The 8,184-nt window shown below is 53.1% G+C and carries 9 protein-coding genes; all 9 read right to left on the reverse strand.

The genetic code is table 11. From position 1 onward, the window contains the following. Positions 1-882: 882 nt before the first annotated feature. On the reverse strand, positions 883-1,107 hold the full coding sequence (locus tag VF260_08630; protein HEX7057241.1) for a response regulator transcription factor: 225 nt from the start codon (positions 1,105-1,107) through the stop codon (positions 883-885). A 234-nt stretch (positions 1,108-1,341) separates the two neighbouring features. Beyond that, complete coding sequence (locus VF260_08635) at positions 1,342-2,130, reverse strand: YhcN/YlaJ family sporulation lipoprotein (protein ID HEX7057242.1); 789 nt, start codon at positions 2,128-2,130, stop codon at positions 1,342-1,344. A 97-nt stretch (positions 2,131-2,227) separates the two neighbouring features. Next, positions 2,228-2,965 carry a peptidoglycan-binding protein gene (locus tag VF260_08640; protein HEX7057243.1) on the reverse strand — a complete coding sequence of 246 codons (738 nt, stop codon included), beginning with the start codon at positions 2,963-2,965 and terminating at the stop codon, positions 2,228-2,230. 69 nt (positions 2,966-3,034) lie between these two features. Further along, complete coding sequence (locus tag VF260_08645; protein ID HEX7057244.1) at positions 3,035-4,399, reverse strand: UDP-glucose/GDP-mannose dehydrogenase family protein; 1,365 nt, start codon at positions 4,397-4,399, stop codon at positions 3,035-3,037. Next, positions 4,396-5,376, reverse strand: coding sequence for an NAD-dependent epimerase/dehydratase family protein (locus tag VF260_08650; GenBank protein ID HEX7057245.1), 981 nt, complete (start codon positions 5,374-5,376; stop codon positions 4,396-4,398). Before VF260_08650 ends, VF260_08645 begins: the two co-directional genes overlap by 4 nt. After that, entirely contained in the window at positions 5,373-6,296 is a 924-nt protein-coding gene (galU, locus tag VF260_08655; protein HEX7057246.1) for a UTP--glucose-1-phosphate uridylyltransferase GalU, read from the reverse strand. The genes VF260_08650 and galU overlap by 4 nt, the downstream gene beginning before the upstream one ends. A gap of 33 nt (positions 6,297-6,329) precedes the next feature. Continuing rightward, a complete protein-coding gene (locus VF260_08660) occupies positions 6,330-6,986 on the reverse strand; it encodes a glycosyltransferase family 2 protein (GenBank protein HEX7057247.1) in 657 nt (218 codons plus the stop codon). Then, positions 6,983-7,795, reverse strand: coding sequence for a glycosyltransferase family 2 protein (locus VF260_08665; GenBank protein HEX7057248.1), 813 nt, complete (start codon positions 7,793-7,795; stop codon positions 6,983-6,985). The genes VF260_08660 and VF260_08665 overlap by 4 nt, the downstream gene beginning before the upstream one ends. Before the next feature lie 21 nt (positions 7,796-7,816). Further along, positions 7,817-8,184, reverse strand: a 368-nt coding sequence (locus tag VF260_08670; protein ID HEX7057249.1) for a glycosyltransferase, incomplete at its 5' end; no start/stop codon positions are given.

Here is an 8,184-nt window from a genome sequence, read left to right on the forward strand (position 1 = left end):
TTGCTTCGCCAATTTGTTCAGATAAGCGTGCTTAGGATACGCATGAAAAATCGCGGAACATTTTCGAACGGATGAAAAAGGTTATTTCCGGCGAATGAAAGTCATCGCCTGATTAGCCCGCAAACCGGGCGGTAGCGCAAAAAAGCGCGCCTGCGCGAAAGCGGCGCAACAGATTATCCAGCCTGCATTTCCCGGTTTGTTGGGACATTTGCAGGCTGGTCTTTTGTTTCCGTAATTCTTTGCGTCCGATCCGCTTTCGGCAACCGGGTGAATTGGTGCGCCTCGACCGTCTGCGGGAAAACCTCCCGTTATTTTCGGCAACTTTCCGATCATCTTTCAGGTTTGCGGCCACTAACGGTCGCAGGAGAGCTTATTTTGCGCAAATTGACCACTTTTTTATTCTAACGGACGTGAGAGAGCCTATTCTTACATTTTCCCCGATATTCGGGCATTGAAATGACAAATAGCGTCCACTGCGTCCGTTAGAATTTCAATCCGGCCTTTTTTCGGTAAATAGCCTCTGCTGCGTCCGTTAGCAGTGTGCAAGGAGGGGTGTGTAGAGCGGAACGCTTGCATTGTGCAGGTGGGTTGTGCAAGGTAGCTTAACGTTAGCATCGGGCGGTGGGGGTGATCCTCCGTTTTAGTGTTGCGCTGGAAAAGACGATCCCCTCCCGTTTTCGCGTTGCACAGTAGGGCGGCGCTCCCCTCCCGTTTTCGCGGTGTGCAAGGTGGTTTAGCGTTCGCCAAGCGCAGGTGCTGGAATGGCCGCATGGATGCGGTTGGTTTGGGCCCGCATATAAAAACTAAAAAAACTTCTTATTATCATCCCGGTCTCATACGGGAAGGATAATAAAAAGTTTTTATTGTCACTCGCCGTCATTGTTAAATCTTTAACTCCCCAAGCCGTATCAGCTCGACAACCGCCTGCGAACGACCTTTGACGTTCAATTTCTGCATAACGTTGGATATATGATTGCGCACGGTCTTTTCGCTGATAAACAGCATTTGGGCGATTTCTTTCGTTGTTTTGTCCTGAACAAGCAGCTCGAAGACTTCGCGTTCGCGGTTGGTCAACAAAAACTTGCTCTTGTGGTCGCTACCCTTCAATTCGTGTCACCCCTCCTTGCTCGGGCTATTGTTGTTACAAGGTATAGGGATTCAGTCAAATTCATCATATGAAGAATGCAGACCGTTGGTGAGGTATCGGAGGAATTTGGGCATGCAAATGGGCAAATAGCAAATCGGTAAAAAGCAAATCGGGCTGTTTGACTATGGCGTCAAGGAACAGCCCGAATAGCGGCCAATACGAGGTGTTAAGCGAAATATACCGGACAGTCTTAATTACCGCATGTTGCGGTTCGGAAAAGGGGAGGGAAGGATGTTGCGGTTTGTTCCGGCGCGGTCCGGAAACAGCCGTTCCACCATTCTGTTGAACTCGACAATCGCCCCGCGAATCGGCTGGCCATTGCGCAAATGCCGCGCATAACCGCTCATCCGCTCCACGAAGCCGGGATTGGCGGAAATATAAACATTGCGAACAGGGTGCCTCGATTGAACGATGCTCGCGATCCGGTTGCGCAGCGCGTTATTAACGTCATCCACCGCCATCCGATTGCCGTTCACGCCGTTATTTACCCGATTGCCAACGTCAGTGCGGATTCCGGCGCGGTTCGGCTCCGGCACAAATCCGGGGGTGCGGAACGGCGTCGTGCGATCCGTCACACGGTTCATACGGCCGGGCGCGTTATCCAGTCCGGTCCGGGTCGTTCCGCCCGGCACCGGAGCGGTCGGCGCAACGCGCGCACGCGGTCCGGTCATTCTGGCATTGTCCGCCAATGTAATCGCCACGTACGCATTCCGATCCGTGAGCAGGACGTATGCCCTGTCCACTTCCCGCAAGGCCGCGATGCGGTCGGCAATATCCTGGCTGACTTCCATGCGGGTATTGTTATGCAGGGCATTCGTGTTTGCGCCGCCTCTGTTGTCCATACGGAACGGAGTGTTGAACGGCTTGACATTGTTGGTTTGGACCCGGTTGCCGGTATCCGTCCCCTGGCGAGTCATACAGCCGGTCAAAGAGGTGGCCGCCAAAACGCCGATTAAGCCTATTTTCCAAAGCTTTTCTTTCACATTCCCATCTCCAATCATGAAATGATGTTGATGCACCCACCATTAGCATGAGAAGCGGAAAGGGAATTATGTGCTTAACCTGTTGACAGTATTGTCATTACTTGCCGATAAACTGCTCCGTAAACATTTTCCCGCACATGCCGCCGTTGGCAATGCCGATTCCGATCTGGGTAAAACTCGCATTCAGAATATTTTCCCTGTGTCCCGGCGAATTCATCAGCGCTTGATGCGCCGCCGCCACGCTTTGGTTGCAGGCGATATTTTCCCCGGCCGCAGTGAACGAAATGCCAAAACTCCGCATCATGTCAAAAGGAGAACCGTAAGTGGGCGATTGGTGGGAAAAATAATGCTTGTCCACCATTTCCCGGCTTTTGATGCGGGCTGTTCTGGCCAATTCCAGATTAATGGCCAAAGCGCGCAGCCCTCTTTTTGTGCGTTCGCCGTTGACGAGATTAACCATCTGCTGTTCCTCCGCGCTCAAGCCGGGAACATTCGGCGCTTTCGGCACAGGCGCTTGCGGAGCCGGAACAGGAGGCCGCGGCTTTTTGGCTTCCGCATAAGCCCACAGAATGGACTGCAGCGTTTTAAAATCCACGACGCCGGTAACGGGCAACCCGTATCTCCGCTGGAACAGTTTGACCCCTAAAGCGGTTTGCGCGCCGTAAATGCCGTCGATAGCGCCCGGATAATATCCCAACGTTTTCAACATGGATTGTACGGCATACACATCGGGCCCCCGCGAACCGACGCCAAACGCATTTACGGTTTGCAGCGGAATCAGCAATGCCAAACAGACGGCCGATATGACCGCCAGCTTTTTAAATTTGTCAGGCATACCAACATTCGCTCCTTTTTGTTCGAATGGAAGCAGTATGCATAATATGCCCAACACGTTCGCTAAAATTTACGGAATCCCGAGTCCTTCATAAATAAATCCTGTCGCTTTCATCTCGGCGGCGGGCAACGCGTTGCGCGTGTCAAGCAGATACGGATTGCGCATGCGCGCGCGCACGGCGGACCAATCAAGCATGCGGTATTCTTCCCAGTCGGTTAAAAGCATGCATGCGTCGGCATGCGTAATCGCGTCCATCGCTGTTTGGCAGTATTCGACTTTCAAGTTGCCGTACAACCGTTGAAACATAGCCATGCCTTGCGGGTCGTGGACCTTGACATTCGTCCCGAATTCCAGCAATTCGGAAATAATCGCTTCCGCCTGCGAATTGCGCACATCATCCGTGTTCGCTTTAAACGTGAGCCCCAAAATGGCCACCGTTTTCCCGTTCATGGTTTTTAATTGCTTGCGCAGTTTGGTTACGCAATAATGTTGCATCAGCTCATTTGCTTCGATGGCGGCGGCAACGGTGCCCAACTTGACGCCGTATTTGCGCCCCGTCATCATCAGCTCCAATGTATCTTTGGGAAAACAGCTGCCGCCCCAGCCGCTCGACACCTGCAGAAATTTGTTGCCGATCCGCGAATCAAGGCCCATACCCGCGGCCACATCGGAAGCGTTGGCGCCGACGGCTTCACACAAGCGCGCAATATCGTTCACATAACTGATTTTAACGGCCAAAAAGGCGTTCGAAGCATATTTGATCAATTCGGCGCTTTTCGTATCGGTGGCAAAATATACCGTCCTGTTTTCCGCCGGCTGCAGGTTAAGCTTGCGGTTGAATTGCGCAAACCCGCGTCTTTCCATGATCGGTTCATATAACCGATTCATCATCTCGTTCGCGATCGCTTCGCTAAAGCCTACAATAATCCGGTCGGGATAAAAAACATCCTGCAGGGCAAAACCTTCGCGCAAAAATTCCGGATTGCTGACAACGGCAAAATGTTTGCCCCGAATGAGTTTCGCTTTTTGCTCCACGATGGAAGCCACCAGATCGGATGTGCCCACAGGCACAGTGGATTTGTTGGCAATGACGGTGAAATGTTCGTTCGACAGATGTGTAGCGACGGATTCCGCCGCTTGTTTGACGTAGCGCAAATCAACCGACCCGTCTTTCCGCGAAGGCGTTCCGACACATATCATGACGATGTCGGCGCCCGCCACGGAACCGTAATCCGTTGCGGCAAACAGCGTGTTCCCGTACGTTTCCTGGATCAACAAATCAAGACCCGGCTCATATATCGGGCTTTTTCTCTGGCGGATCATCGCGATTCGCGCTTCATCAATATCGATGATGGTCACCTTGTGGCCCGTCGCGGCAAAGGCGGCCGCCGTTACGCTGCCGACATAACCGGATCCGATGCATGCGATGTTCATGGCGCTTCACCCTTTCCCCCAAAATGTCCGGATTTTTTGCGGTAATGATCGATCATCAGCGTCAAGCCCTGTTCCAAAGTGACTTGCGGCTCCCAGCCCAGGATTCGCTTCGCTTTGGCAATGTCGGGGCAGCGCCTGCGCGGGTCGTCTTGCGGAAGCGGGCGAAATATAAAGCCGCTTTTGCATCCGGACAAACGCACGACGATTTTGGCCACTTCCAGTATTTGATGCTCAACCGGATTGCCGATATTGACAATTTCGCCTTCGGCTTCTTGCTTTTCCATCAAAAGCAACAATCCGCGGATCGTGTCGTCCACATAACAAAAGGAGCGCGTCTGCGTCCCGTCTCCGAAAATGGTCAGCGCTTGATTCGCCAATGCCTGGGTGACGAAGGTGGAGATGACGCGGCCGTCGTCGTTGCGCAAGCCCGCCGCATAAGTATTGAAAATTCTCGCAACCCGCGCCTTTACGCCGAACCGGGCAACATACTCAAAACAATACACTTCGCCCAAGCGTTTCGCCTCATCGTAACAGGCGCGCGGCCCCCAGGTGTTCACATTTCCGCGGTATGCTTCCGGCTGCGGGTGAACATCCGGGTCGCCGTATACTTCACTCGTGCTCGCATACAGGAGTTTCGCCCCGTTTCTTCTCGCCAATTCCAGCATATTGCGCGTGCCGGCCGTATTCGCCAAGATCGTGGCAAACGGCTCCGCCTGGTAAAATTTTGGCGAGGCGGGCGACGCCAGATGATAAATTTCGGTGACATCCCTGAGACGGGCATCCGTGAGCCATTCGGGCGAAGCAACATCGTCCCGCAATAAAGTAAACCGTTCATGATCGGCAAAGTCAATCATATTTTCCGGTTTTCCCGTAGACAAATTGTCGATGCCGATAACGGCGCAACCTTCCTTAAGCAATGTCCGGCAAAGCATGGATCCGAGAAATCCCGCAGCTCCCGCTACCGCAACTTTCTTCATGTTCGCTCGTCACCCGCCCCGCCGTCAAACGTCCGGTTCATGGCCGATTGCTTACCGGTTGCGAAAAATTGCCGCATATATTGATCAAACTCTGTTTTCATGCTGCTGTTTTTATAGGCGAATTCAATCGTAGCCTGCAAAAAGCCCAATTTGCTGCCGATGTCGTATAATTTGCCGCCCGCCGCAAACGCCAACAGCTTTTCTTTTTTCGCCAGTTCATGCAGCGCATCAGTGAGCTGAATTTCGCCCCCGACACCGGGTTTTGTATGCTCCAAAATTTCGAATATATTAGGGCGCAGCACATATCTGCCCATTATCGCCATATTTGAAGGCGGATGATGCGCCGGTTTTTCCACCAGGCCGTTCACTTGATACAAATTCTCGTCCACGCGCACACCGTCAATAATGCCGAACTTGCGCACCTCGCTTGAGGCCACGGCTGCAACGCCGACAACCGGAGCGTCGTGTTTTTCGTAGACTTCGATCAGTTGTTGCAAACACGGCGCCGGGCTGTCGATCACCATATCGCCCAGCAAAACGGCGAACGGTTCATGGCCGATAAATTTGCGGGCGCACCAAATTGCGTGTCCGACGCCGCGAGGGCTTTTCTGCCGGATATAATGGATATCCGCCAATTCGACAATTTCATTTACCATCTTCAATAAATCATACTTCCGCTTTTCTTTCAAATTGGCCTCCAGTTCGCAGTTGCGATCGAAATGGTCTTCGATGGAGCGTTTGCTGCGCCCTGTGACAATCAAAATGTCCTCGATGCCGGACTGCACCGCTTCTTCCACGATATATTGAATGGCCGGCTTATCCACAATCGGCAGCATTTCCTTCGGCATCGCTTTTGTCGCCGGCAGAAAGCGAGTTCCCAAACCGGCCGCCGGTATGATCGCCTTTCGAATCCTGGCCAATTGGCTCACCCCATTTCCGGTTGCCCGGCCAACTTAGAATTGTCGGTTAAACGGAACGGAAAATTGTTCATTTCCTGGGCCTCCTCCCCATTTGGCCTCATAATATTTGGCATATAGCGGAAACGTGATTCCGTTGATATGTTCGCGCAGCGGATCGGAGCGGATGGTGGAACTTGCGTTGTGATGCGTAACCGGCAATCCCGAATCGATCGTGGGATAACCGGCGAGCCGCAAACGCCTGTAATAATCGTTGTCGGCAAAATACTGCGGCAAATTCGTATCCCACCGCCCCACATTCCGTACCGCTTCCATGCTGAACGCCACAAACACATCATAATGGGTAAAAATGGCTCCCCAACGTTTGCCGTCTGCGATCAACTGCTCCGCCATGGCCAGCAATTGCTCGGCCGAGCCCGGCGCCGCTTCCGCGTCGTTATGCATAAAGAGGATCACATCGCATTTTTCGTCCATGCCGACCGTTTGCAATAAATTCATCGATTGGCTGAACGTCAACGGGACAATAGGCGCTATAACGCGAAAATTTGCCGCGAAAAAAGGGTGCGTAACGAGCTCCCGCTGTTCCGAGTTGTCGATCAGGATCGTCTCCCGCCAAAACGGCCGTATGCTGTTTGCGGCAGTCAGGAGCAAGTCGGGACGGTTCACATAGGCCAAGCCGATTTTGAATTTCATTCTGCTGCTCCTTTCTCGTTCAAACGCAAATTGAATGCCTCAAGAAACGTTTCCTGCCCGGGGATACCGCCCCATTTTTGCTTGTAATACTCTTCATACAGCGGAAAAGTCACCGAATTCAAAAACGCGAGTTCCCGATCCGACTTGATCGTGGCGCTACCGCCCAGATGATGCGCAACCGGCAGACCGGTTTCCACAATGGTATAGCCCGCTAGGCGCATTCGGCGATAGTAATCGTTATCCGCGAAATAGCGGGGCAAAAACGTATCCCATTCGCCTGTCCGGCGGACTGCCTTAAGCCGAAAAGCCGCAAGCGTATGGTAATGGGTAAATACCGCGCCCCAGCGGCCGCCGTACCGCAGCAACCGCTCCACTTTGCGCACAAACTTGCGTACGGTGCGGGGAGGCGGTTCCGCATCATTGTGCAAAATGACCGCCGCTTTGCAGCCTCGTTCCGCCGCAAGGCGGTACAGCGCGTTCATTGTTTGGCTGAACGTCAATGGAACATCGGGGGTATACACCTCAACGGATAACGTGTGCGCCTGCAGATTATGATCCGGAGAATTGTCGATGACGACTGTTTTATGGCGAAAAGCGCTGATGCTGTTTAGTGCGCGCTTAAGCAAATCCGGCCTGTTTACATAACCGATCCCGATCAACCATTCCGGGCCGGCTTGCCGAGCTCCCGTCCGCTTTACCATGCGGCGCTTTCTTTGGGGGCGCAACGGTTTCTGTTGTAACGCCTTGCCTTTTGTCACGACGCCGAAAATGCGCTTCCGCCTTGCTTTCTGTTTGCGTCTGCCGCGCACAGTACCATCTCCTTTCGCCCATCAAATCAGGCCGTTTTTTTGCAGACGCTGTCTCATTCTGTTACCGACCGCTTCCGGCGAATAGTGCTGGTTGATCGTCTGTCTGCCTGCTTGGGCGATTGCATTCCGCCAATCCGGATCGCCGACCATTTGCCGCATCAACTCCGCGGCATGGTGGATATCCGGTTCCGCCCATATTTGCGGCGCTTTATAGGGGCCGACATCATGGCCGATCTGCGTCAGATTGTAGTTCACAATGGCGGAGTTCATATGATTCATGAAATCCATATTCCCCGACCATCCCGTGGCAATGACCGGCTTGCCAAAATACATCGCTTCGGCGATCACCAAACCGAAACCCTCCGCCCGATGCAGCGATACGAAGCAAT

Source organism: Bacilli bacterium (assembly GCA_036381315.1).
Taxonomy (GTDB): Bacteria; Bacillota; Bacilli; order Paenibacillales; family KCTC-25726; genus DASVDB01.